The following is a 25,333-nucleotide window of genomic DNA, read 5'->3' as shown; positions in this document are numbered from 1 at the left end:
CTGGACTTTTTGATGTCAGTTGCTAGTTAGGTAATAGGTAACAAGTAATAGGTAATAGGTAATAGGTAACAAGTTACAGAAAGAATATTCTCAACTGACAACTGACAACTGACAACCGACAACTGACGACTGACAACTGACGACTGACGACTGACAACTGACGACTGACAACTGACAACTGACAATTTTTGTAAGTGAGGAAAAAACTGTGTCTGGAAGTGGAAGAATTCCTCTGTGGGTCGTCGCTACGATCGCAGGATTAGGTGTAATAACTGTTGTAGGTATTTTCTTTTATGGATCTTACTCAGGAATTGGTTCTTCAATGTAATCCCATAGCAGGGAACAGAGAATAGGGAATAGGGAACAGGTAACAGGTAATAGGCAGTTTGAAAGTCTTTTGTGTTATGACTTTTTTAACCAATCTCTGTCCTCACCTACCTGGTCACTACTATTCTGGAAGAAGATAGCAATTAAAAATACAAAAAACTGGATTTTTGCTTGATTATCATTTCTGAACTTATTCTGCAAAAATCGCTATAAAAACCGCCTAAATCAATGATTTAGGCGGTTTTGTTTGTAAACAAGTAATTGGCGAAAAAATCAAGTAACCAAACGTGAATTCGATAGCGTAGCGTGACGAGGTAGGAGTCATTGAACCTCACCCCAACCCCTCTCCGTGTCGAACTCACGTTAACCAATTACCCATACTCTAATTAAGCAATATCTTCGCTTTCAATGTATGAAAACAAAAATGCGAAAATAACTGCTGGTAAAACCAAGCCAGTTAGGGGAACGAGGATAGAGGGTAAAAAGGAGGAATAAGCCAAAATAGTAGGCAAAAATGAACTTGACATAGAATTAAAGTCCTGTAAAGTCTTACTACAATTCAAATTGAGCTTACTGCAAAACCATCCCTAATTTGCCAAATTATCAAGATTTTTAACACAGCTTTTTACATTCCCAACATTTCATCCAGTTCTATGGTTGGTAAATTAGGGGGAATTACTGTTTTAATAATCGTGAATTTGTCACTTTCTTGCTGAGTAGTCTGATCAAGAGCGATCGCCGATAAGCGAATTTCTAAGCAGCCAAAAGGAACTTTAAGGTAAATTGCCGTTTCTTCTTCTCCCCAAGCATTAGAACGTAAATCTGATAGAATATGTGGTCCATCCAGGAGACTCCGCGTTTGGTAATCTTCCACCCATAACTTAACAGCTACCTCAGATGAAGCTTCGGGTATTTTTACACGCACCATTACAGATGTACCAGCAACAAGTTCACCCTCTGGTAAAGACAATTGGGGAGTTGGTAAAGACTCCATGATCACGCCAGATTTCTCCGGTGTAGCTTTATCCTCCGAGACAAGAGAATAATTATGATCCTCTATAGCTTCATCACCCAAGCTATCACCATCCTCTGCCACCACCAGATCATCTATAACTATTTCTTGAGACAACCATCCCGGCTGGGTTATGATTGGACTGGTGATAGTGACTATTTCCGGTTCATTAAGTTCTAAAAGAAGATTATCAGCAATAGAATCTACCTGAGTTGCTATTTCCTCATCAGCATCATTGTCGAAGGATTCTTCAGAAACAGTTTCAATTAATAAGTATCCTTGACTGTCCACCCATTGTTGTAAGAGAGAGGAATCCTTCTGAGAATCAACCACATTCAATTCCTCATCCTGGGGAATTAAGTAATTTTCCTGAGAATCAACCACATTCAATTCCTCATCTGCGATCGCAAACTCCTGCTGTAAGCAGTTCCCCTCCGCCACAATTCCCGCGATTAATTCCGCATAGGATGTGTCCTCCAGGATAGACTCATCAATTGGTGATTTCAATATTTTTACTGATGAAGTTCCTACAGTCGGTAAAAGTGGAGACTTCTTCAGAGGTGCTAATTCTTTCTCAGCAACATCTAACTGATCGGTGACTGTTTCCCCTGGAGTCCGCTTAACCTGCAACCGTTTCAAGTAAGGTAAAGTAGTATGGACTGGTTTAATTACCAACTTTTTCAAATCAATTGGATGAATAGCCAGGGTTTTTGCCAGAGAGTTTGGTGGCGAATTAGTAGTAATCTCAGGTGTGGGATTTTGAGGTAAATTTGGTAATTGTGGTGAAAAAACTTTCAAGGATACCAGAGGTTTAATCTGGGGTGGCAAAGGTTGGTTTGGAGAGGGCTTTAAAATGTGAAACTGGGCTAAATTTGGCGTTTTAGCCACATTAAAAAGTTCTAATCGAATCTTGATAGAGGGCTTAGGCTTAATCGGTGAATTTATTTCTGGTAAAGCGTAACTGGAATGGGATGGGAAAGTTTGTCGTGCTAGTAATTCAGTGACATTGGCTGTAATCGTGAAGGTATGATTAGCCAAAAGAATGATCTCACCAACATCAGTTAATGCACCATATAAATTAATATCTGCTAAAAGTAACTTAGATTCACAGTTGAGGGGAATATTAATCAAACTGCTAAAACCAAAAGGTAAGACTTGATTTGTTAATGGCTGCTGAATCCGGTTGATAACTTTTGATTCTAAAGGCGATCGCAATGCAATTTCTAGCCGGAGTTGGCAAAGTCCCCCCAGAGAAAATCCTTCATCTTCCAGATTCTCTATTTCATTTACTTCCACATCACCATGAATCGTAAAATTGTCCCCCCAACGAACAATATAAGTATCTTGATCTAAACTCAGATTCAGTAGTAGAGGTGGTGGTAAAATCGGCGCATTTTCAATAGTCTCCTCATCTAGTAAGGGTTCATCTTCAGGTAAAGCTAAATCTAATAAGTTTTGTAAAATCTGCTCAGTTGTTTCCCCCTTAAACCAGACGGGAGTACCGTGATTCATCACAATACTGACTTCAGTATCAGCATCAGTCGCCACAGCCAGATCACCTTCCTCAACCAGTTGAGGAGGCAGTGTAGGGCTAGTTTCTAGGGGTGATACCTGAATAATGAGGGTACGTTGCCAGGACTGACCCAGCATATCTGACATAATATCCCCAGAGCAGCGTAATTCCCAAATCCCTGGTTTAAAGTGGGTAAAAGGAATTACAGCCATCAGCCCTTCACTATTAGTCCGGCGCGATCGCTTCAGAAGTCTCCGTTTCGGCGGAACTTCGTCAGTAGATATATGGGTAACTCGCACATCAACATCCGTATTATTTAGACCAGAACGAGCCAAAACTCGGTAATTACCTGCCCAAATCTCCAAATTTGACGACTCCAACGTGCGCCAAGTATGATCCCCCTGTTTCTGTATCAGAAATTGCCAGTTTTCCATTATAAATAACGCCTAAACCGAAGAGCAGCCAATAAATATTTTGCATTAACCTGCTTGTCAGTTTAACCCAGCTATCTTCTCTTAACCTAAGTTAAGTAGGTTGGCGTTGAAAATTGTCGTCATAGCAAGACAAGAGGCAAGAGGCAAGAGTAAAGAAGTTTTCAGTGATTTTACGTTTCTTTACACAGTTTGGTTTTATTGTGTTCACCTACTTATCAGTTGTTACTTGCCAGTTATTAGCTAACCAGCAACTTAGGAATGTGAATTAAATAAAGTGCAAAAGTAAAAAAGTAGGGTGCGTTAGCGACAGCGTAACGCACCATTCCACATTAAATCAGAATTGCAGGTTATTAAATTTGCGTTGATTAACATCATCAAATCTTATGTTCAAAGCAACTTATAGCGATTTTGATAATAAGCCACTATCTGCTTAAACTTTTCCCGACTTTCCGCATCAGCAGTTGGTGTCCATGAAACCCATAAGCCAGAAACTTGACTTTGGTTGTAATCAAACTCCACAGATGTTTGGGGAATTAGTCCCACTTCCACACCTACTACCTGACGAAGATGCGCCGCCACTTCCCGATATACAGCCAAAGGTAAACCAGCAAATGTTATTTGCTCTTGTAAATTCATAACTATGAAGCCGCCCCCACAAGATTTCCCATCGGCTTCACCATCGAAATAGGATTACCCACAGAAGCTGTAGTAGCTGGTTTAGATACTTTAACTGGTTGTTCCCCTACTTGTTTAGCAACTTCCACACCGTACTGTTCCAAAATCACAGTCGGATTAGCACCTTTGCCCATTTCAATCCGTTTTACCAACACCCCATTCACCAGTCTTTGTCCTGGCTGTACATATCTACTAGTTGGCTCATCCGGTACTTGTACAATTGCTTGAGGTACTTTACCAATTAAAATTACACCAGTCACAATCACACCTTTAGCCGTTTCTGGTTGTGGTGCTGGTGGTAATATCGTCTTCAGTTTAGGAGACGGTACAGATCCAGCCAAAACCGTAGGTAAAACTGGTCTGATCAAGGGTTTTCGGGCGATCTGTAATGGCTTCTTCGGTAACAAAATTGCTGGTTTAGTTGCTATTGTTTTTATTGGTTTCGGCTGAGTTGCTGTAGGTAAAGGGGGTAATTTAGGAACAGCAATTTTCTCCCCAGGGAGCTTAGTTTTTGTCACACCTATTGACTCTACAATTTGCCCAAAAGGATCAGTTCTTCCTTTCTGTACCACCAACAAACGCTCCGTACCATTTGTTGGTTGAATCAAACTGTCAACTGAACCAGGACTCACGGGTAGTTTACTAGATACAAGAGGATTATTAAAAGGTTGAGTCAAAGATGGTGGCTGTGCCGGCTTCGGAGTAGTTACTTGAAGACCAGGATTTGATTGAGGACCGGCAGGATTAGTAGCTGTTGGTGGTTCACCTATAGTACATCCAGTAAGTACCAAGGTTGTTAAAATAGCTGCGGCAGCAATATGGGAATTTTTACTCATTAGCTGTTCTTAAAAATTATAGGAAAGTTTGTTTATAGAGACATCCGGTAAGCGTAAAACTCAGTCCTTCGACAAGCTCAGGAACCATGTCTTTAGACCTGAGATATAAGCGACTCGTGGGGTTTTAACCGCATAGAGTTTTTTTGTAAAGATTGGTTAAAGTACGTAAAGGTTCATCGCCTTTGTACTTAATGGTGTTATGCTGTTCACAACAGGAACGGTAATCAACCTGTCTAAAAACCTAGCTGCCTAACGGCAATCTGTACCTTGACAGGAATAAAATGTTGCTGATCAGCCCTTGTTTTAGACCACAGTCTTAATTCTGTCCTCTTTATAACCTAAATTTTGATATTTCGTAATCCTATTCCATAACTAATCTTCTGTCGCACCAACCATAATTTTTTTCAACAAGTCTAAGCCTTTTTTAACTTGGCGAGAAACTGTCACAACACTAATGTCTAAGTGTGCTGCTACTTGTTTTTGGGTTAAATCGTACAAGAACACACACTCAACAACCTCACGAGTCCGTTTTTCTAACTTAATCAGAGCTTGTTGTAAACGAATTTGGTCTTCTTGAGCTAGTTGAAAACTGCGATATTTGGTATCTGGAACTAACTCACCCAAAGAAGTAGAACCTTCTTCCTCATCTTGTATAGGTACATCCAAACTTAAAGGGGCGCGATTAATCCATGCTAATTTAATTTCTTGCCATTCACTCAGAGAAATTTGCAATGCCACAGCTAATTCCCTATCAGTAGGTTGGCGATTATATTGTTCACGGAGAGAACGAGAAAGCCCAACAGCTTGTTGTTGTAGTGCTAACCACCGTCTGGGTATTCTTACAGTTACACCTTTATCTCGCAGATAGTGTTGAATTTCACCCCGAATGTAGGGCATCGCATAGGAACTAAAAGCATTGCCCTTAGTAAGTTCAAATTTCTCAATTGCTTTAATTAAGCCTATACAGCCTACTTGAATAAGATCCTCATAGCTCCCATCGCACTGATTAATCCAATAATGCGCTTCCTTTCTGACTAATCCCAAATTGAGTTGTACTAGCTGATTGCGGACTCTTTCAGAACGGGATTGTTGATACTCCCGCAACAACTGTGAAATTTCATGTTTGAGTTCATTATTATTTGTTTCGTTTGTAGTTGTATTAGTCATAACAGTTTGATTTTTAAACAAGTAAATTGGGTATATAGTTGCTTTTAAACTAGCTGCGATCGCAGTTTTTTTTCTTTCTTTTGAAACGTTGCCCGTATTCGGCTTTCTCGGAGAAACTGCCGTAAAAATAAGAACTATACTCCATCCATCTTGAAAACTTGGGTTTTCGCCATAGAAAAACTATAGGTTTCAACTTAGACGGGGTTTATATTCGGCTAAATGTAGAGATACAGAATTGAAGCCACCTTATGTTACGTATCAGGGTATGTACTGAAATGAGATCCAGAACATCAAGTAAAGGCTATACAGCAAGAGACTTTTAACTCTTGACTCCCACTTATATGTCAAGTGCAAGTTTTACCTCTACGAAATTGCCGTAAATGCGTTAAAAATTACGATCAGTAATGGACACATCGTAACAATGTTTTTTACTCAACTACCCTAAGTATGTTTCGTAATTTATTAAATAATTATCATAGATTTAAAATATACAATTAGTCATTTAATATTAAACCGGGATTGTACTTAATTTAACTAATTAATTATAAGATTTGGTTATAGATCTTGAGAATTAAAGATAGTTGATGATGATCAAGCTTGATGCTGAGATTATTTTTGTTTATCTGCTAAGTAGGTGAACACAATAAAACCAAACTGTGTAAAGAAACGTAAAATCGCCCAAAACCTCTTTACTCTTGCCTTTTGCCTCTTGCCTCTTGCCCTGCCATAACGACAATTTTCAAGGCCAACCTACTTACCTTCTTTTGATTAAATAAATAATATTACGTAATCAATACCTTGTCCAAATTAGAAAAAGCCTTGATTTGTAGGTTGTGTTGTGGAACGTGAACGTATCCCTGCGGGACACTGCGTGAACGCGGAGCAATTAGCATGAAACCCAACAAATGCGTTGGGTTGCGCTGTCACTTAACCCAACAAATCAGAAAATGGACAAGGTATTGGTAATTAAATAGTTAAGTTTATCTCAAACCTGAAAACATAAAAATAAAATAAAATTTTAGGTCAGTGAATTTACATAAATAGTCAAAAGCCATAGTTTTCCCAGAAAAAAACCAAGATGTACATTAATAGCTGAGTACATCTTGGCTGGGGTAATTATCACAAATCAATTCTTGTGACTTCTGAATTCATTTTCAACATCATGGAGGTATATTAAGTTACTAAATTGCTAAAATATTTATACAGTATACGCTCCTATGATGTTGTATCAATATTTAGGAAAGGGGTTCAATACGTGCGTAGAACAAACCACGAATCTTCACTTCTTTAGGTTCACCTGCACCTAAATCTGTATCAGAAGGTTGTTCACTTTCAAAAGTTCCAGCTATTTCACCAGAAGTATTGTCTACTTTGGCTACTTGTAAGGAAATTTTACCTGGGAGAATTTCTGCACGTTTAACATTAGTACGGGTCAATTCTTCATTATCAGATCCGGCTGGTAAAGCTACAGCGTTATCATAGCCACTGACCACACCACGACCTTTAGGGTCTAAGAAAGCAGCGCCACGATAGGAAGGTACTTTAAAAGTTCCTTCAAAGTCAGTGGACGTATTGATGCTAGTTAAATTAGGTTGTGTTTGTGCAACTAAGTTTTTGATGGTAAATAAGAAGGGTACTAGTTCACCACCAGGAAGTTTAACGGTGATAGCTTGGAAGTCCAGACCATCTTCTTCCTTAAAGGTTAAGCTCTTGTCTGCATTACTGGTTAGCTGACCTTGTACTTGGTCAATGGTAGAAGTATATCTAGTCATAATTTTACCAGGTACAAATTCTGCTTTTTGACGTTTGTTGGCAGGTTCTTCCTTAACAAAGAAACTGGTTGGTTCTAAACAAAGTTCTTTGATGCTATATTTCACGCTGGGATCAATAGCAATTGAACCACGACTAGTTTCTGCTAGTTGGGGGCATTTGTTAGCCAAGCCAGTGCCACGAATTTGTTCGTAAGTGAGTACATCACGGACGCTAGTGGAAGGTTCATCACTGCAAGCGGTGATTAGCCCTAAGCATAGAGCCAAGAAAGCAACAATTAAAGCGCGATACCTCATGGTTAACCTCAATCTCAAAAAGTTAATATTTAAGTTGTCAAACTGCTTTAGTAACCGTACTTGGACGCATTGCGTTCCTGAGTCGGGAATTTAAACCATAGACTAAGCAGCGAACCACATCCATTTTGGATGATGTATGTGTTTTCAGGACATACAACAAGAGTGTTTGGATAGGGAAATTAGCCAGATCATACGATTTTTTTTAACTCAAAATCAAAGCGCTCTAGCGGTTAAATTTGGCTGTTGTACAGCACAAATCATGAAAAAGCCTTCTCTACCTTAGCATCAAGGATTCTCCTTACCTGAGAATAGTTAGAAAGTTATATATTTAGGAGTTCGGGGTGCAGTCCCTGCGCTCTTTTAGTAGTCGGGAGTGCTGGATTGGCTGTTGACCTAATTTTTGTCTCTCATTTCAGTGCATAAGAGACTTCCAAGAAATAAATTATCCCAAGAAACGAACCACAGAGGCACAGAGTACACAGAGAGAGAATTTTTGCATCAGTTTTGGGACATTTTTTTATTTGGAAGTCTCTAAGTAGGTGAACGGCAAAAAGCCGTAGACGCGGAGCGGCTTCTCACAAGAGTAATATGTAACGAAAAGTAAAGTTGCCCAAAATTTGTTCTCTTGTCCGTGAGTTCGACCAATAATTTTTAACGCCAACTTACTCACCGCTATATACAGCAAATAGCAGATTAATGAGGTAAAGCCAGACACCAAGACGGTTCTACTCCTGACTCTGAAACTCCAGTAATTCTGCTGTATGACTTTTTTGTTGATCAATTTAGGGACTTTTCCAGTATCGTATTAGTTTTATGGAGTAACCCGTTCCATGAACCATGATCAAAATTGTGCATCTGGGGATTTGTCCTACCAGCTACAGGCGATTTCCGGTGCGGTTAAAGATGTAGCTCAGAACTGTGAAGGAGATGTGATTGCATTATTATCTTTGTTACGTCATTTAGAAAAGTTGCACAAAGAAATTCGGGATGGAGTATTTCAGGAAAATTTGCCGACTAATCGCCAAAGATTATACTCGCTGCTTCGAGATATTGAGTCTGAGGGTGGTTGGCCTTATATTGCGCGAATGCGAATAAAAGCTTTGTTAGTAAATTTGTCGGAGGAAGTTAGTGATGAGGATGATCTTCCCAAATATACTCATGATGTTTTCAAAGTTGATGACTCGTTAGAATAGTTCAATTTATCTTGTAGATTGGATTGATATTCATAAGAGGGTTGCATGGCTGGGATATTATCAGTTTCTCGGACAAATTTAGCTCAACGCCGCCAAAAATTACGTCGGCAGCGACAACTCAAAATTCTTCAGGCTATTTGGCGGACGCTGGCTGTAACTGGATTTGCTGCGGTTTTATTCTGGGGGGCAATCCAACCGATGTGGGTGTTAAAGGATTCGGGGCAAATAGTGATTAAATCTGGTGGTCAAGTTTTGACGCAAAAGGACATTTATTCATTGTTGGGGTTGTCGTCTCCTCAGTCTTTGTGGCGAGTTCAACCTGCCCTAATTGCTGATTCTTTAAGAAAACAACCGAACATTGCCCAAGCTACGGTTAGCCGCCGTTTATTACCTCCTGGTTTAATTATTGAAATCCAGGAACGAATACCAGTGGCGATAGCTCAAATAACTGAAGATCAAACGGTAACTAGTTGTGTGCTAAATCCGGCTTTCACGGGTAAGTCTGCTGAGGTTAAGTCTTGTTTACAAAATAGCAGTACGGCTAACAAACAAAATGAACTGGGTTTGTTGGATGCTAGTGGCGTATGGATGCCTTTATCAGGCTATATCTCCATTAGCCCCAAGTCCAAATTACCTCGACTCATAGTAATTGGGGCGATCGCCCAATACCAGCCATTCTGGAGGCAACTTTATGAAGCTATCAGTAGCAGTTCTCTCCAAGTGACAGAAATTAATTTTCAAGATCCTACGAATTTAATTTTGAAAACTCAATTAGGAAATGTCCATTTAGGTAGCCCTAGCAGTAGATTAACTGAACAAATTCAAGCACTTGTCCAAATGCGCCGTTTACCAAATGAAGTTAATCCTGGTAATATAGATTACATTGATCTCAAAAATCCTGCTATTCCATTAGTACAAATGAATCAAAAAAAATCAGGCTTAGTTATCAAGAAATCAGACTTACTGAACAAAACACCAATCCGTTGACAATTTCATATTTTTGTAAATTAGGTATATATTACACATATAGATATGGAATTCTTTAGCCATTAGTTACAAAATCATGCCAGAGGTTGTAAAGTTAGTAACTAAAAAACATTCATCAAAAAACGTGGGGAGGTTATTAAAAATTATTACTAGTACACTGTCGGTTAAGGGACTTCCAATTAAAAAAATACCCAAAAATTTCTTGTGGTGCGGGACGAAAAGCCTGCTAATCATCAAGGACAGGCAGGACTTGTGCTGAGCTTGTCGATAGCGTAGCGTGGCGTTAGCCATAGTATGCCCATCCCACAAAATTGGGTAATTTATTTTTTGGTGTTCCCTAAGTGAATGAACCATTCTCAATTGCCAAAAAGCTTGCTCAATATTACTTTTGACTTTTGACGAACGCCCGGCGGTACTAGCATTAAGCTTTGTCAAACAGTTAATAGCCAGTTAAGTGCCTGCTGTCAAGCAGTTCCAACAGCTTGAAATCCATAGATAGGGTTGTTTTGTTATAGTGGGGGCTACGGAGAAGTTTAGCTAACGCTATTGTTGAATTAATCTGTTGCTGATAAAAAGGATGAGATCAATGAATGTCTATACTTTTTGGAACTATACTTTTTAAGAATAGGGGGGAGTCAGCAAGATCAGGGGTTGATATGGAAGGAGTCACATAAGTTAGGAATCACTGAGTAAAATCCTGTGATCAACAGAGTTTCATAATCAATTGATGTCTTAACTATCTTGGCAGTTGCCAGATCATAAACTGTAAAGCTAATCAACAATCCATAAGTAAAAGGGTTAGCCGGCAATAGTCTGAATATCTGACCCTACAACTGAGGTTTTATACCTCTTTCATGGACAAATTATCACATCTTAACCTGCCATCATATAGGCTGGGAAATAGCAAAAAAAATAAAATCCGCTGCCAAGACAAATTTTGGCAACTGGTTGACTCGTAGGTGAATTACACCGAAAAAAGTCGTTTATATACCTTTCACAAATCCAATGACACTTGATAATAACCAAGGGCTGACTAATAACTCTCAAACTCCAGGACAACTAGGGTTCTCCCAGGCTGTGAACTCAAATAACCCCTTTAGTAACTCTGGGCTAAATTTTGCCCAAGGTAAGGATAGCAAGAGAATTTCTCCTGAAAATAGCGGTATTGGTGAAATTGTGCCAGGCCGTGTTGCTAATATTAAGGTGATAGGTGTAGGTGGTGGTGGTGGTAATGCTGTCAACCGCATGATTGAGTCTGATGTGTCCGGTGTTGAGTTTTGGTCAATTAACACTGATGCTCAAGCTTTGACTTTAGCGGGCGCTCCTAGTCGCTTGCAAATTGGACAAAAATTAACTAGAGGACTAGGTGCGGGTGGAAATCCGGCGATTGGTCAAAAGGCGGCGGAAGAATCTCGTGATGAAATTGCTACTGCTTTAGAAGGCGCGGATTTAGTATTCATTACTGCTGGTATGGGTGGTGGCACAGGTACAGGTGCAGCCCCAATTGTGGCAGAAATAGCCAAGGAAATGGGCGCTCTTACTGTTGGTGTGGTGACTCGTCCATTTATCTTTGAGGGACGCAGACGCACTAGCCAAGCAGAACAAGGGATTGAAGGCTTGAAAAGTCGGGTAGATACCTTAATTATTATTCCCAATAATAAGTTATTGGAAGTCATTCCTGAACAAACTCCCGTGCAAGAAGCTTTTCGCTATGCTGATGATGTATTGCGTCAAGGTGTGCAAGGAATTTCTGATATTATTACCATTCCTGGATTGGTCAACGTTGACTTTGCTGATGTGCGGGCTGTGATGGCTGATGCGGGATCGGCTTTGATGGGAATTGGTGTGAGTTCGGGCAAGTCTAGAGCTAGAGAAGCTGCGATCGCCGCAATTTCTTCACCTTTGCTAGAATGTTCTATTGAAGGAGCTAGGGGAGTTGTCTTTAATATCACTGGTGGTAGTGATCTGACCCTTCATGAAGTTAATGCTGCGGCAGAAACAATCTATGAAGTCGTTGATCCTAATGCCAATATTATTTTTGGAGCGGTAATTGATGACAGACTGCAAGGAGAAGTCAGAATTACTGTAATTGCAACTGGATTTACAGGTGACATCCAACCTCCATCAGCACAAACCGTAGTTACCCCTAGAGTCGTCACACCCACTCCCACAACTACCAGAAGACCCTCACCACTACAACAACCTGTCAATAACCCCAGTCCAGTTGTAGAACAACCAAAAGAAAAACCTTCCTTGGATATCCCCGATTTTCTGCAAAGACGACGAACACCACCAAAAAATTAAATGATAGTGGATATGAGATTTTAGATTAAATTTACAGTCTCAGTTGAGGCTGGTGTATACAAGTTGTTAGTTATCAGGAGTTCAGGAGTTCAGGAGTATGCCTAACGCCACGCTGCGCTATCAGGAGGTAGGGGCGCAGGGCCTGCGCCCATTCAGGAGTTCAGGAGTATGGCTAACGCCACGCTGCGCTGTCAGGAGTTCAGGAGTTCAGGAGAAAGAAAAAAGAAGAAAGAAGGAAGAAGAAAGAAGGAAGAAGGAAGAAGGAAGAAGGAAGAAGGAAGAAGGAAGAAGGAAGAAGGAAGAAGGAAGAAATTTCTCCTCTACTCCCCCTACTCCCCCTACTCCCCCTACTCCCCTACTCCCCCTACTCCCCCTACTCCCCCTACTCCCCCTACTCCCCCACTCCCCTGCCTATTTATTGGCTTCTACCCATTGAATGACCTGATGGGCAAGGTGAGTACCATCAAGACGATCAATTTCCCGGATGCCTGTGGGACTTGTGACATTGACTTCCGTTAGGTAGCCACCAATTACGTCAATACCCACGAAAATTAAGCCATCTTGCCGGAGTTTTGCGGCTAAATGGCTGCAAATTTCCTGTTCTCTTGGGGTAATGGTGGTTTGAGCAACTGTGCCACCTGTTGCCATGTTATTCCGAAAATCACTACCACTAGAAAGGCGATTTAGCGCACCTATGGGTTCACCATTGAGTAAGATAATCCGTTTATCTCCCTCCTTGGCTTGGGGTAAATAATTTTGTACCATAACGGGAACTTGACCTTGAAGCGTGCTAAGTTCAACAATGGAATTAAAATTGCGATCGCCTGATTGTAAAAATAAAATTCCCTCTCCAGCTTTATTCCCCAGTGGTTTGAGAATTGTTGCTTCTTTCGCTTCCACAAACTGGCGAATTACCTGTTTGTTAGCGCTGACAATCGTTTCGGGAATACATTCCCTAAACTGGAGAGCATACATTTTCTCATTAGCATCACGAATCCCTGCCGGATCATTTATCACTAAAGTTTTATTTTGGTCAACATAATCCAGAATATAAGTAGCATAAAGATAAGCATCATTAACAGGTGGATCTGTCCGCATAAATACGGCATCCATTGTTTCTAAAGGAGTAAAGGCACTAGGGCTTAATTTAAACCAAGGATTAACCGCTAACCAACGCCCCTCTATTAACTCCACGGGAACAAGTTCTACCTGCTGCAAGACAGCCCAAGCTTTACCATCAATAACACTCAGCAGATTTGCTTGCGTTATCCAAATTTCGTGTCCTAGAATTTGCGCTGCTTCCATCAAAGCAACACTGGTATCATGACATGGATCAAGCCGATGGATGGGATCAATAATAAAAGCTAGTTTCACTCTTTATACCTCTTTTATCTAGGAGTTTTAATATTAAATATCCCCGACTTCTCCAATTAATTCATTCATCTCAGGGAAAAAGGAGAGCAAGAAGTCGGGGATCTGATCCACAATATTTTAAGAAACTAGCATTTCATCTAACTTACCTTGACGCTCTAAAGTATGGATATCGTCACAACCACCAATGTGAACATCATTAATAAAAATTTGTGGTAAAGAGCGTTTTCCATTAGCTCTTTGAGACATTTTATCTCTTGCTATTTCGTCTCCATCAATGTTGTATTCGATAAAATCAACACTTTTGCTTTTCAGTAGACTTTTAGCACGCATACAAAACGGGCAAGTTGTCCAAATGTAAATTTCTACTTTTGCAGCCATAATATTTTCAACAAAATGTAATACTTCTTAATTTTAGACCTAAGTTAATAGGTAATGGGTAATGGGTAATGGGTAATGGGTCAAACATTCTTCCCAATGACCAATGACCAGTGACCAATGACCAATGACCAATGACCAATGACCAATGACCAATGACCAATGACCAATTACCTATTACCTATTCCCAATGACCAATGACCAATGACCAATGACCAATGACCAATGACCAATGACCAATGACCAATGACCAATGACCAATGACCAATGACCAATGACCAATGACCAATGACCAATGACCAATGACCAATGACCAATGACCAATTACCTATTCCCAATTACCTATTCCCACTCAATAGTTCCAGGTGGTTTGGAGGTAATGTCATAAACCACACGGTTAACACCTTTGACTTCATTCACGATGCGGGTAGAAATTGCTTCTAGCACATCGTAAGGAATCCGCGCCCAATCTGCCGTCATACCATCTTCGCTGGTGACAATCCGTAAAACAATGGGATAGGCATAGGTGCGTTTATCACCCATGACACCAACGCTGCGAATAGGTAATAGAACCGCGAAAGCTTGCCAAACCTCATTATATAAACCGCGTTGATTAATTTCTTGACGAACAATTAAATCAGCATCTCGCAAAATATTCAAGCGCTCGGAGGTAACTTCACCTAAAATGCGAATGGCTAAACCGGGTCCGGGGAATGGTTGACGTTGGACAATTTCTTCTGGTAAACCAATGGAACGCCCGACTTTGCGGACTTCATCTTTAAATAGTTTCCGCAGTGGTTCTACGAGTTTAAATCTCAAGTCTTTTGGTAAACCACCCACATTGTGATGACTTTTAATTTTCACTGCTACCCGTTCACCACTTTTTGGATCAACATTAGTATCAGCAGATTCAATTACATCTGGATAAAGTGTGCCTTGAGCCAAGTAATCAAAATGACCAAGATTTTTTGATGTTTCCTCAAAAACACTGATAAACTCATGTCCAATGCGGCGACGCTTTTCTTCGGGATCTGTTACTCCAGCGATAGCAGAGATAAATCGTTCGCGGGCATTAACATATTCTACGGGAATATGAAATTGTTCTTTAAATAACTTCACTAACCTTTCGGGTTCTAGTTTTCGCATGAAACCCTGATCAATAAATACACAGGTTAGCTGTTCACCAATGGCTTTATACAGGAGAAAAGCCAGGGTAGAAGAATCTACACCGCCAGATAACGCTAACAATACCCGTTTGTCTCCTACTTTGGCGCGAATTTCCTGAATTGATTCTTCGACAAAAGCGGCTGTTGTCCAAGTTGGTTCACAGTCACAGATATGGTAAACAAAGTTGCGAATTAAGGCTATACCACCTTGAGAATGGACGACTTCGGGGTGAAATTGGACTCCATAGAGTTTTTTGTTATGGTGAGCGATCGCTGCACAAGGAGTATTCTTAGTATGTGCCAGTAACTCAAAGCCGGGAGGCATGGTTATGACTGAATCTCCATGACTCATCCACATGGTTGTACCCTCTTCGACATTAGTTAATAAGTCTGTAGGATCATCTATATATAAAGATGCTTTACCGTATTCACCCCGTTCGGCTGTGATTACTTCTCCACCCAGTTGATTAACCATGAGTTGCATTCCATAGCAAACACCAAGAATGGGTATTCCCAATTTCCAGATTTCTGGGTCACAATGGGGGGCGTAGTCGCTATATACGGAATTTGGACCACCGGAAAGGATGATCCCTTTGGGGTTGATTTTTTCTAACTGTTCTGCTGTGGTACGATAGGAAATAACTTCTGAATATACTTGTGTTTCGCGGATACGACGGGCAATTAATTCAGAATATTGAGAGCCAAAGTCTAAAATGACAATTATTTGACCTTTAAGATTCCCCAAATTTTCTTGTGTTTGAGGTATTTTTTCGGTTGGTAGAGTCACCGCTGTATTCATGCTATGGAGGGTGTGTTGTTAGGGATAAGAAGTCTGGACTGTGATTTTTATGATTAATGGTGATAACAGATTAATAAATCATCTAAATCAAATGAATCATGCAAATCATAGTTAAAATTAATCATGCAAATCATAGTTAAAAATATTTATTTGTGATACTTGCGATAATTTATATTAAGTTAGCACAATTTTGCCAGTAACATACAACCAGTTTTGCTTTTCACCAAGATTTGGCGATCGCGGTCGAAAAGCACAGAACCACAAGCTATAATGGTTTTACCTTGTTCATTGTGGCTATCCATATATGCTTGGGTGCGGGTATCAATTGTTTCTGCAATGGAGTTATAAACCTGATTTACCCAATTACTCCCGGTATTACTATCTAGACTTCTCAGATGTTTTAATGCGGTTTCTGCCGTAGGACTCTGAAAAACGGTTTGAATATCTGGAGAATTTAATCCTAGCATGGCGCAATGGGCTGTGAGAATTTCCCGCCGACCATCAGCTAAATGATGATGAGTGTGAAAGATTCCCCCCGCGAGTTTCATCAATTTACCATGATAACCAAATAATAAAATTTCTTTTACACCTAAAACATCAGCCGCTACTAACATCGGTCCCAACCAGTTGGCCGTTTTCACCATTTGTGCAGGGTTGATACCGAGTTTTTGGGCTAAATCTAAGCCATTTTCGCCAATACAAAAGACTAAAGTGGGAAATTGACTGGCTTTTGCTGCTAAATCAGCGCGGAAAGCTGATAATTGATCTGGTGTACTTAAAGGTTGAGAAATCCCTGTTGTTCCTAGCAAGGATAGTCCTTCGACAACTCCGAAAGCAGAGTTAGAAGTCCGAATTGCGAGCGATCGCCCCTCTGGTAAAATAATTGTTACCTTGATTTTTTCCGTCGGCGCTAATAATCGCTGTAAATTTTCCGTTAATAACCTTTGAGCATAACCATAAATTGCCGCTTTCCCCTCACCATTGAGTTGTTTACCAATTCCCTCTCCACCCTGAATAATTACTGTTTCTCCATCTCCCTCATACCATGCCACCACAGCCCAAATTGGTGTATTCTTCGTTAAATCCAGATTATCACCCGGATCACTGCGAGTAATCGCCAAAGCATGATTTTCCGATATTCCCGCCACTTGTTCAATGGGTATTTGGGCAATTTCAGCAGGTTCAATTAAGTCTATATTAGTAATCTGCAAAGATTGATGATGGCGTAACCAATGCAAAGCCGCAACAGCAGCAGCACAAGCAAAAACAGGTAAAGTGTATCCAGAACTGGACATATTAACAATTTAAAATTAACAATTCAAAATTCAAAAAAATCTTACCCACTCTTCATCTAAATTCCCATTTTTGATAATAAAACCTGCATATCTTCCCAAGAAATATCTTGTTGAAGATAATGGGGTGAGTCAGGATTATAGGGACTTGCTATGCGGTCAATTGTGATAATTGTAGCCGTATCTGGTAACACCGGGACATCTGGATCATAAGCAGTTGGACGCATCAAAGAACTAGAAAAGCCTTTAAACACAGCAATTTGATCTGGTTCACCATCAATTTCTACATTAATAATGAGAACTTCTTGGGATTTTTTAATGGTATATTGTTCCAGTCTTTTACTAATAGAGTTATTCATGCAGTGGGGACTATGATTTTTGTGATTAATTTGATGGGAATGATTTATTATTTGGGATAATTCGGTCGGTACTATAGCGATTTCTATCTAAGTGAGGTACAGCAGGAAAGAATTAACCGCAGATAGAAAATGATGGACGCGGATAAACGCAGATAATTTTGCTTAATGTGTAGCTGAACGTCCATATTTGCCAAGTTTAACCGCGACAAAATAACTTAAGTAAATTACATAAATTGCTAAAGTAACTATCCCCAAAAATCCGAGAAAAGCAGGTTTGCTATTGTGGTGAAAATAGTCTTTAAATAGTAATGGTGCTTCTAACCAAACGCTACAGTAAGGAGTTTGGATAGCAGTTCCTGAAAAAGCGCACCCCAGAAAAGGTAAAAGAGCTATTGCTCCTAAACTACAATAAACTGTTGTTGCCCAACGCCAAGAAGTAAAAATCAGTTTTAATGGACTATTGGGATAATAGTCAATTTCATCATTGATGTCTACCCAAAACCATAGTGCCATAGGAATGAGAACCTGCGCCATGAGAGCGGAGATGAAACTAACTCCGAAACCACCAATCATCAAGTACATACTAATAGCTAATAAACTAGCTACTCGCCAGTAAATCATTAATAAGCGCTGCATTCCTTCTGCTTTTTGTACAAATGTCCAAACCAGAAGAATTAAAGGAATAATCAGCGTAAATAATAACGCCAATCGGTAGTCCATCCAAACATAAGGTCGAAACCATATTTGTGTCATAAAGTCAATAAAAAAATAGAAAAATTTGTGAATAGATATTTGATAGCGTAACGTGGCTTTAGCCATTCAACAAAGAAGTTTGTTTAGTGACCGGACTTTGTTCCAACAGGAAAAACGGGGAGTTTATTCCCCGTTTGGTTCAGATTCATTGATTCATGGTGCTTAAAGCCATTGATATCCCAAAAAATTATTACTCAATAAAACAGGTATAACTAAGTAATTGGACAAAAATATTTACAGTCATTGCGAGGGAAGAGAAGCAATCACAACTATTGGAATTGCTTCATTTCACTTCGTTCCATATGGCTAACGCCACGCTACGCTTACGCAATGACATTGTGTAATTAATTCTGTCCAACTACTTACTATTGCCAAACCCTGAAACCTTATTGATATCGTCACGATTTTATTGGGTTTCAGACATATTGAGGAAAATTGGCAATAGTATTCATATTTACCTCCTGATTTTAATCTTCGTACAGACGGCACTCATCTGCTTCTGGATTAGCATCGCAGTATTTCTCTAAAGAGTTTTTGGGTTTAATTTGACGTTTATGAGAAGCCTCTGCTTGTAGTTCTTCTACAGCATCCCACGCCGCAGCACATTCAGCAGAGTTGCTACCTGAGATATCACATACAGTGCGAGCTTGTTCAACTTCTTCTTGGATTTTCTCTTGGATATCGTTACTGGTTTTTTCTTGAATATTAGTCATGATTTTGTCTCTTTATGTTTTGTTTATACTAGTATAGAAAAAGTTTGAAAATTTTAGTTTTCTGTCTCTGAGATTACTAGTTTTGCACTTTTGGCGATAATTCTGGTGGGTAGTATCTCCCCAATAGGCTTTTTGCTTACTGAGCGAGATATATCTAGAGTATTATCCCATGAATATGATAAGCTGTCATACCTATAACTTGCATGATCTTCATTTTGAATACAGACTTGGAAGATCGTTTGTAAGCATTTTCTGAGAAATTGTGATTGAATATACTGGTTTGTAGGTTGATTATTTACCTGGACTTACTATTCCTGACCATTGCACCTTTTTCTCTTTTTCTCGCCGATAAGAGAAGAAATGTTCTGGAGTTTGGAAAGTACAATAGGGTGCGATCGCTACTTGTTCTACACTAAATCCTAATTGTTCCAATTGTAAAGCATTTACCTGGCGCACATCTAAACGCACCTTTCCCGGTTCTGGATCTCTCAGCAAAGGTGAATTAGGTAAATTGTGCAAAGCAGAAATAACTCTTTCTGGTTGACCATCTGGTACAACGGTACTGCCAATTTCCGCAGCCACTTCCACAGAGACTTGGTAAACTTCCCCAGCAATAGCTGGACCCATTGCCACTCGCAAGTCTATTAAATTACTACCATGCGATCGCATTCTTGCAATAGCTTCAGGCACAATTTTCGCCGCTGTACCCCGCCAACCAGCGTGTAAAGCCGCCACCTGTCCAGTTTTGACATCGCCAATCAACACAGGTGTACAATCAGCAGAAGCCACCCACACAGCTTGTAAAGGTTTATGACTAATTAAACCATCTGCCAACGCCAAATCATCATCACTGGCATTGACATGATCATCAACTTCCTGGGGAGTTAAAACAGTATTGCCATGTACCTGTTTCAAGCGATAAGCTAAAGCATCGGGTTGTAGAACCGGAGTTAGCTCATGAGGTAAGCGTGGCCAAAACTGTTGGGTAAAGAAACCATGAAACCAGGGTTCTAGAAGATTACAAGTTAAGTAAGGTAGACCTTCCCAATTGTGCCATTGCCAAGTGTGCATCTTTAACCAAACCTCAATAGACAATTAATAACCTTCAATCAATGCTACAGCAGAAGTCAGGAGTTCAGGAGGTAGGGGCGCAGGGCCTGCGCCCATTCAGGAGTATGGCTAACGCCACGCTGCGCTATCAGGAGTTCAGGAGTATGGCTAACGCCACGCTGCGCTATCAGGAGTTCAGGAGAATGAAATTTCTCCCCTACTCCCCTACTCCCCCTACTCCCCTACTCCCCCTACTCCCCTACTCCCCCTACTCCCTACTCCCTGCCCCCTGCCCCCTGCCTTCATAACGACAGGATATTTTTTTATTTGGAAGTCTCTTAAAACAATGGTGAACTGTGGTGGAATTTAATCAGCAACTTTTGATAGATAGCTTAAAAGCAGAATATAAGCATCAAGATTTACCATTCTCTCTACATATTTTTAACACTTTATCCTCCACAAATCAAACCCTGTGGCAACTAATTGACCAAGGAGAAAAACCCGGCTCTGTAGTTATTGCCACCCAGCAAACCGCCGGCAGAGGGCAATGGGGTCGGGAATGGCAGTCTCATAAGGGTGGTTTATATCTTTCAATGGCAATAGCTCCTAATTTGGCAGCTACCAGCAGTTATCAACTTACCTTGGCTAGTGCTTGGGGAATTACAGCACAATTAAGAAAATGTGGTATACCTGTCGGCATAAAATGGCCAAATGATTTAGTATTAGATGGTCGCAAGTTAGGCGGCATTTTAACTGAAACCAAAGTCAATCAAGGACAAATCACTCAAGCTATCATTGGTGTGGGGATTAATTGGGCAAATCAAGTTCCAGAAACTGGAATTAATCTGCAATTATGGCAAAATTCCCAGAATTGTCAGATAGTTGATCACCTAGAAATCCTCACCTCACAGGTTTTAATAGGAATTAAGTCCGGTATAGAGTGTCTACAGACAGAAGGAATAAACATACTTTTGTCTCACTACCTTGATTTACTTACAAATATGGGTGATCAGGTTTATGTCAATAATTTTTTAGGTAAAGTAGTTGGCGTGACTCAAGAAGGTAATCTGCGTTTAAAAATGACAACTGATGATGCAAAAGCAGCTTTAACACCAGAAATTTCTGTCCAACCGGGTACAATTAGCTTGGGTTATCGTCAAACTTATTAAGGCTAGTAATGGGTCATTGGTCATTGGTGAGTAATTTTCTGTTTTAATCCTGTAAATCCTTTAATCTTGGACATCCTAATTCGGGCAAGGTATGAGGATTGGATCTTGTCTGTTGTTCGTTTGTAACTTCTTCTTGACCACTGACCACTGACGAATGACGAATATTGATTATTTAACCTTTATTACACACAACAAAAGAGAAAAAATGACGCAGCACCATAAATCTGCCCATAAAAACTTTTACTACGGCGGTACAAGTAAACGCTTTGCTTCTAGATTGCCAGCACAAGGTATCTGTTTATTAAGTAGCTTCAGTCTTCTTAGTGGCGGGTTTGTAACTGCTCAGTCTGACACTTCCTCAATAGACAATATTGTTCCTACTATTGAGAATTCTCAACCAACAGCAGTCACAAATCCAGTTCAGAAAGAAGCTGGTGTTTCTGAAATAGCGAAGCCACAACCAGATTTTTCTGTCCGCCGAGTTAATCTAAAAAAGAGGCTAAATAGCAAAGGTGTTGCCAAGGGAGAAGATACTCAACCTACTGCTAGTGTGAGAATTTCTAAACCCAAGGGAGAAGATACTCAACCTACTGCTAGTGTGAGAATTTCTAAACCCAAGGGAGAAGATACTCAACCTACTGCTAGTGTGAGAATTTCTAAACCCAAGGGAGAAGATACTCAACCTACTGCTAGTGTGAGTGAAGTTGATTCTGTAATTAAAAAACTGCCAGAACTCCCTCAACAAGCTAATAATTCTCAAGACACTGCTAAGGATACAGAGAATAAATCCAAGGATTACAACAACGCTTATATTGACACGAATGAGTATAAAAATGTAGGTGAAAGTAACTATGCACCGCCTAGTTCTGTAGTAGTAACAGAACGTTCTAGCGGTTGTGGGGCAACGGTGTCTACCACTTGCGCTAAATCTACACAAACTCCTGCTGTGGCTAAGTCTCAAGAATCATCACCGACTTGGCTGAAGAAAAGTGAAGTGGCGAAAGTAGTGACTGCCTCTAGGCAGAAACAAGTAGGCTGGAAAACTATAACTGCCAACAGTAATCAAAGTGAGAATGTGACTGAGGCTGTGGCTAGTAGTGTTAGCAAAATCAGTCAGCCTCAAAATCAAAATAATTGGCGGATTTCCAGAAGTAATACCAGCAGTCATACAAAGGCTGCCTATCATGCTAATAACTTTATTCCTAGTCCTAGGGAATTTAGCACGACCAAGGTTAGTTCTACCCCTATTGCTCCCCAGGTAGGTAGTTTACCTGCGCCAATGATAGAGGGTAATGTTGCTCCTCGTCCTAGTATGGTGTCTTATGACTTCTCTTTGGCATCAGTTTTGCCGGCAGTTCCTTATACTAATACACTGGCTTATCGTGGTGCTGGTGGCGGTTCGGGAATAGTTTTCCCGCTGTCGGTGGCTGCACCAATTACATCTCTATTTGGCTGGCGTGTTCATCCTATCACGGGCGATCGCCGTTTTCACGCGGGGACAGATTTAGGTGCGCCCACAGGAACACCAATTTTAGCCGCGGCTAAGGGTCAAGTAGAATCAGCTAACTGGTTAGGTGGTTATGGTTTAGCTGTAGTAATTAATCACGGTTCTGCTCAACAAAGTCTCTACGGGCATATGTCAGAAATCTTTGTTCAACCTGGACAATGGGTAGAACCAGGAACTGTGATTGGTCGAGTTGGTAGCACTGGCAATTCTACAGGACCCCACTTACACTTTGAAGTCCGTCACCTCACCCAAAATGGATGGGTGGCTGTTGACCCAGGCGTGCAATTACAAGGTGGTCTCAGCCAATTGGCAGAAGCTACAGCAGGGGTGAAAACAGCCCAGGCTCGGTAATTAGGCGGGAGTGGGGGAGTGGGGGAGTAGGGGAGTAGGGGGAGTAGGGGGAGTTGGGGGAGTTGGGGGAGTTGGGGGAGTAGGGGGAGTAGGGGGAGTAGGGGAGTAGGGGAGTAGGGGGAGTAGGGGGAGTAGGGGGAGTAGGAGGAGTAGGGGGAGTTGGGGAGAAATTTCTTCCTTCTTTCTCCTGAACTCCTGATAGCGCAGCGTGGCGTTAGCCATACTCCTGAACTCCTGAATGGGCGCAGGCCCTGCGCCCCTACTTCCTGACTTCTACAAATATCCGTTTTCTGCTAGGAATGCGGTTGTAATTTCCTCTTGTTGATGGTGATTATTTCCAGGGGTTAGGAATTTTTCTACGTATTTACCCAGGATGTCTCCTTCTAAATTTACCCAACTCCCTGCTACTAAATGACTGAGATTGGTTTCGCTGTAGGTCAGGGGAATGACGGCGACTGTAAATTGAGATGATTCTGATTTGTATGCAGCGATGGTGAGGCTGATACCATTGATAGCAATGCTACCTTTAGGAACTATATAACGAGCGATCGCTTCTGGGGCAATAAAGGTCATTTCCCAAGAACTAGCTGTTTGTTCAGATGTGATTAACTGACCAATTCCATCTACATGACCCATGACAAAATGACCGCCGACTTTACCACCTACCCGCAGGGACGTTTCTAAGTTGACGGATCTTTGTTGCATTTCTTCTTTACCCAATGTAGTGCGGCGGAGGGTTTCCGGCGAAGCGGTGGCAATAAACCCATCTTTTAAGATTTCTTCAACTGTTAGACACACGCCATCTACCGCCACACTATCACCATAGGCTAAGTCCTGAATGATCATCTTTGACTGATTTAGATAACTAATCTGCCACAAATCTCCCATTACGGGTTTTATCGTTCCCAAACCTTGAATTAATCCTGTAAACACAGCTTTTCCAAAACTAATTTTATTTATTCCCTAATTTTGGCGGAAATTAACTAATAATTCTGGGAAAAAATGTAAAGCTTTCCCATTTTAATTTCTTTCCCAATTCCGGTAAATGAATATTAACATATTAACATCAATCCCCAGGCATACTTGAATCGGAGGATTAAAGAAGGATAAAATATGAAGGATAAATAAATTAGTTGTTAAGATGGTGTGAAATTAGTTTATTTATACCTAATTGTTAGTACACCACAGTAACAGTCAAATAACCATTAAAAATTCCTAAAAAGCTGGTTTAGGCTGCTTTTTTTAATTTTTAATTCTTAATTTTTAATTTGATGAAGAGTGTATTATCTGTTACAAATTTCCAGGCGATTAAGGAACTTTAGAGGCTGAACCAATGATAGAAATGAAAGTCGCTGGTATAGCATTAGATGCAATCACCCGCAGCCCAATTGTACTTTTGAAGGATGGTTCAGATCGTCGCGCTTTGCCTATTTATATAGGTCAAGAACAGGCCAGAGCAATTATGGGGGCAATGGAAAATCAAAAGCCGCCTCGACCTTTAACCCACGATTTGATTGTGAATATGCTGGAAACATGGAATATGACTTTGGATAAAGTTATTATTCATACCTTGCAAAAAGATACTTTTTATGCGGCGTTGATTCTTCAGCAAGGCGATGTCAAAAAAGAAATTGATGCTCGTCCGAGTGATGCGATCGCTATAGCTCTCCGTACAAATACTCCTATCTGGGTTATGGAAGAAGTAGTAGCTGATGCTTCTATTCCCGTAGATCGTGATGCTGATGAGGCTGAACAGGAAGCTTTCCGTGAATTTATTTCTAATCTCCGTCCTGAAGATCTAATCAAGCGGTTTGGGAATGGTGACTAACTAAGGTTAGGAGTCAGGAGGAATCTTGACTCAACTTGATTCAGAATTTTGTTGGGTTTCCTTGGGTCAACCCAACCTACATT

The 25,333-nt window shown here is 40.5% G+C and carries 23 protein-coding genes; 7 read left to right on the top strand and 16 right to left on the bottom strand.

What is annotated here, in order from left to right:
- The first annotated feature begins 208 nt into the window (after positions 1-208).
- Complete coding sequence (locus tag AA650_RS27105; RefSeq protein ID WP_015081481.1) at positions 209-328, top strand: photosystem II reaction center protein J; 120 nt, start codon at positions 209-211, stop codon at positions 326-328.
- 385 nt (positions 329-713) lie between these two features.
- Here the strand turns inward: AA650_RS27105 and psaI are convergent, their stop codons facing one another.
- The 6 genes from psaI to AA650_RS21690 form a co-directional block, all read right to left on the bottom strand.
- Entirely contained in the window at positions 714-854 is a 141-nt protein-coding gene (psaI, locus tag AA650_RS27100) for a photosystem I reaction center subunit VIII (RefSeq protein WP_071992853.1), read from the bottom strand.
- A 98-nt stretch (positions 855-952) separates the two neighbouring features.
- Entirely contained in the window at positions 953-3,286 is a 2,334-nt protein-coding gene (locus AA650_RS21710; RefSeq protein WP_081424305.1) for a hypothetical protein, read from the bottom strand.
- 387 nt (positions 3,287-3,673) lie between these two features.
- The gene (locus AA650_RS21705) at positions 3,674-3,922 is read right to left on the bottom strand and encodes a hypothetical protein (protein WP_053540621.1); all 249 of its coding nucleotides are present in this window, start codon (positions 3,920-3,922) and stop codon (positions 3,674-3,676) included.
- A gap of 2 nt (positions 3,923-3,924) precedes the next feature.
- Positions 3,925-4,797, bottom strand: a complete 873-nt coding sequence (locus AA650_RS21700; protein ID WP_053540620.1) for a hypothetical protein — start codon at positions 4,795-4,797, stop codon at positions 3,925-3,927.
- Between the two features lie 372 nt (positions 4,798-5,169).
- On the bottom strand, positions 5,170-5,964 hold the full coding sequence (locus tag AA650_RS21695; protein ID WP_039205070.1) for an RNA polymerase sigma factor SigF: 795 nt from the start codon (positions 5,962-5,964) through the stop codon (positions 5,170-5,172).
- A 1,235-nt stretch (positions 5,965-7,199) separates the two neighbouring features.
- Positions 7,200-8,030, bottom strand: coding sequence for a photosystem II manganese-stabilizing polypeptide (locus tag AA650_RS21690; protein WP_039205072.1), 831 nt, complete (start codon positions 8,028-8,030; stop codon positions 7,200-7,202).
- Between the two features lie 830 nt (positions 8,031-8,860).
- On the opposite strand from AA650_RS21690, the gene AA650_RS21685 reads away from it, so the two are divergent.
- The 3 genes from AA650_RS21685 to ftsZ all read left to right on the top strand — a co-directional run bounded on the left by AA650_RS21685 (position 8,861) and on the right by ftsZ (position 12,514).
- Positions 8,861-9,223, top strand: a complete 363-nt coding sequence (locus AA650_RS21685) for a hypothetical protein (RefSeq protein WP_053540619.1) — start codon at positions 8,861-8,863, stop codon at positions 9,221-9,223.
- 45 nt (positions 9,224-9,268) lie between these two features.
- A complete protein-coding gene (locus AA650_RS21680; RefSeq protein WP_053540618.1) occupies positions 9,269-10,210 on the top strand; it encodes a cell division protein FtsQ/DivIB in 942 nt (313 codons plus the stop codon).
- Between the two features lie 1,005 nt (positions 10,211-11,215).
- Positions 11,216-12,514 (top strand): cell division protein FtsZ, encoded by a 1,299-nt coding sequence (ftsZ, locus tag AA650_RS21675; RefSeq protein ID WP_039204701.1) that lies wholly within the window; start codon positions 11,216-11,218, stop codon positions 12,512-12,514.
- Between the two features lie 411 nt (positions 12,515-12,925).
- Here the strand turns inward: ftsZ and gshB are convergent, their stop codons facing one another.
- The 9 genes from gshB to pgeF all read right to left on the bottom strand — a co-directional run bounded on the left by gshB (position 12,926) and on the right by pgeF (position 20,416).
- Positions 12,926-13,888 (bottom strand): glutathione synthase, encoded by a 963-nt coding sequence (gshB, locus tag AA650_RS21665; protein ID WP_053540616.1) that lies wholly within the window; start codon positions 13,886-13,888, stop codon positions 12,926-12,928.
- 117 nt (positions 13,889-14,005) lie between these two features.
- Positions 14,006-14,266 carry a glutaredoxin 3 gene (grxC, locus tag AA650_RS21660; RefSeq protein WP_039204789.1) on the bottom strand — a complete coding sequence of 87 codons (261 nt, stop codon included), beginning with the start codon at positions 14,264-14,266 and terminating at the stop codon, positions 14,006-14,008.
- 167 nt (positions 14,267-14,433) lie between these two features.
- The gene (locus tag AA650_RS28325; protein WP_199924470.1) at positions 14,434-14,601 is read right to left on the bottom strand and encodes a hypothetical protein; all 168 of its coding nucleotides are present in this window, start codon (positions 14,599-14,601) and stop codon (positions 14,434-14,436) included.
- 4 nt (positions 14,602-14,605) lie between these two features.
- A complete protein-coding gene (gene guaA, locus AA650_RS21655; protein ID WP_053540615.1) occupies positions 14,606-16,228 on the bottom strand; it encodes a glutamine-hydrolyzing GMP synthase in 1,623 nt (540 codons plus the stop codon).
- Positions 16,229-16,407: 179 nt separating this feature from the next.
- A complete protein-coding gene (gene cbiD, locus AA650_RS21650; RefSeq protein ID WP_053540614.1) occupies positions 16,408-17,523 on the bottom strand; it encodes a cobalt-precorrin-5B (C(1))-methyltransferase CbiD in 1,116 nt (371 codons plus the stop codon).
- 56 nt (positions 17,524-17,579) lie between these two features.
- Positions 17,580-17,879, bottom strand: a complete 300-nt coding sequence (locus tag AA650_RS21645; RefSeq protein ID WP_039204792.1) for a DUF7734 family protein — start codon at positions 17,877-17,879, stop codon at positions 17,580-17,582.
- A 162-nt stretch (positions 17,880-18,041) separates the two neighbouring features.
- Positions 18,042-18,632, bottom strand: a complete 591-nt coding sequence (locus tag AA650_RS21640) for a DUF3177 family protein (protein WP_053541375.1) — start codon at positions 18,630-18,632, stop codon at positions 18,042-18,044.
- 467 nt (positions 18,633-19,099) lie between these two features.
- On the bottom strand, positions 19,100-19,345 hold the full coding sequence (locus AA650_RS21635) for a Calvin cycle protein CP12 (RefSeq protein WP_027404703.1): 246 nt from the start codon (positions 19,343-19,345) through the stop codon (positions 19,100-19,102).
- A gap of 291 nt (positions 19,346-19,636) precedes the next feature.
- Entirely contained in the window at positions 19,637-20,416 is a 780-nt protein-coding gene (gene pgeF / locus AA650_RS21630) for a peptidoglycan editing factor PgeF (RefSeq protein ID WP_053540613.1), read from the bottom strand.
- A gap of 338 nt (positions 20,417-20,754) precedes the next feature.
- Here pgeF and AA650_RS21625 point away from each other — a divergent pair, with 338 nt between their 5' ends.
- Together AA650_RS21625 and AA650_RS21620 are read left to right on the top strand one after the other, a co-directional pair.
- Positions 20,755-21,564 carry a biotin--[acetyl-CoA-carboxylase] ligase gene (locus tag AA650_RS21625; RefSeq protein WP_053540612.1) on the top strand — a complete coding sequence of 270 codons (810 nt, stop codon included), beginning with the start codon at positions 20,755-20,757 and terminating at the stop codon, positions 21,562-21,564.
- A gap of 205 nt (positions 21,565-21,769) precedes the next feature.
- On the top strand, positions 21,770-23,422 hold the full coding sequence (locus AA650_RS21620) for a M23 family metallopeptidase (protein ID WP_053541374.1): 1,653 nt from the start codon (positions 21,770-21,772) through the stop codon (positions 23,420-23,422).
- 273 nt (positions 23,423-23,695) lie between these two features.
- On the opposite strand, the gene AA650_RS21610 is transcribed toward AA650_RS21620, so the two are convergent.
- Positions 23,696-24,355, bottom strand: coding sequence for a riboflavin synthase (locus tag AA650_RS21610; protein WP_053540610.1), 660 nt, complete (start codon positions 24,353-24,355; stop codon positions 23,696-23,698).
- A 400-nt stretch (positions 24,356-24,755) separates the two neighbouring features.
- Between AA650_RS21610 and AA650_RS21605 the strand changes: the two genes are divergently transcribed.
- A complete protein-coding gene (locus tag AA650_RS21605; protein ID WP_053540609.1) occupies positions 24,756-25,250 on the top strand; it encodes a bifunctional nuclease family protein in 495 nt (164 codons plus the stop codon).
- The last annotated feature ends 83 nt before the right edge of the window (positions 25,251-25,333 follow it).

The sequence above is a fragment of the Anabaena sp. WA102 genome (assembly GCF_001277295.1).
Classification (GTDB): Bacteria; Cyanobacteriota; Cyanobacteriia; order Cyanobacteriales; family Nostocaceae; genus Dolichospermum; species Dolichospermum heterosporum.
Note: the sequence above shows the minus strand (reverse complement) of the source record. Positions and strands in the feature narration are given on the sequence as shown.